The organism is Azospirillum sp. B4 (genome assembly GCF_000333275.1).
GTDB lineage: Bacteria > Pseudomonadota > Alphaproteobacteria > Azospirillales > Azospirillaceae > Nitrospirillum.
In genome coordinates this window covers 1-1,207 of the sequence record NZ_BACU01000222.1, presented here as the reverse complement: position 1 = coordinate 1,207, position 1,207 = coordinate 1, and the positions used below count along the sequence as shown (strand labels likewise).

The 1,207-nt window shown below is 67.1% G+C and carries 1 protein-coding gene; it reads left to right on the top strand.

The window, feature by feature from the left end:
• Window positions 1–1,207, top strand: a 1,207-nt coding sequence (locus tag I55_RS09635; RefSeq protein ID WP_148293653.1) for a TonB-dependent receptor plug domain-containing protein, incomplete at both ends; no start/stop codon positions are given.

Here is a 1,207-nt window from a genome sequence, read left to right as displayed (position 1 = left end):
GGCGTGAACCAGCTGTCCGACCTGGCGGCCATCGCGCCCTCGCTGCAGGGCGGCGTCACCGGCAACCTGCCGGGCCAGCGCTCGCTGGCCATGCGCGGCATTTCCACCTTGCCGATTTCACAGACCTGCCCAGCCCAGGTGGGCATCGTGCTGGACGACGTGCCCCAGCCGACCTGGGCCTCGCTGGCCAATGAACTGAGCGACGTGGAGCGGATCGAGGTCCTGCCCGGCCCGCAGTCCACCCTGTCCGGTCGCAACGCGGCGGCGGGCCTGGTCAACATCGTCACCCGCAGCCCGTCCATGACCCGCTGGACCGGCACTGTCAGCGCCGAGCAGACGGACGACAGCCAGACCAAGGTCAACGCCTTCCTGTCCGGCCCGCTGGCCGACAATTTGGCCTTCAGCGTCTCGGCCTTCGAGAACAAGTGGGACGGCAACGTCCGCAACGTCACCCTGGGCAAGAAGGTGAACGGTCAGGACACCCGCGGCGCGCGGGTGAAGCTGAAGTGGCAGGCGACGGAAAAGCTGACGGTGAACGCCAGCTATTTCAACCAGCTGACCCAGGCGGAGTTCGTGGGTGGCCAGTCCACCACCGGTGCCGCCTCCTCCGGCGCCATCGTCTATGCCGATCCGACGTCCAAGGTCCTGTCCCGGTTCGACACCACGCCGTCGGCCTCGCAGCTGACCATTGGCGCCCTGGAGCCGGGGGTGACCATCGGATCCGGCAACAACGCCTACGCGTCCTCGCGCTTCTCTTCCGCGGCGGCGCGTGACAGCGGCGGCAGCCTGCGCCTGGACTATGACTTCGACTTCGGCACGCTCAGCTCCATCACCTCGTTCGCCAGCAGCGACCAGAACGTCACGGGCGATTTCGTCGCCATCAACGTGCCGGTGGCGCCGGCCGACCGCTATTTCCACCAGCGGGGCAACAGTGACAACACCGTGCAGGAGGTGCGCTTCAGCTCCGACGACAGCGGCCCGGTGAAATACCTGGTGGGTTTCATCTACAGCGACCTGGAGGTGAAGTACGACTACCGCCGCGCCATCGCCCCCACCGACTGGTACCGCACCTCGGGCACCGAGAGCATGGCCGGCTATGCCCGCGCCACCTGGCAGGTCCTGCCTGACACCTCGCTGAACGGCGGCCTGCGTTATCAGTCGGACAAGCTGGACTACAACTGGCTNGTTCGCCCCACCTACACCAACC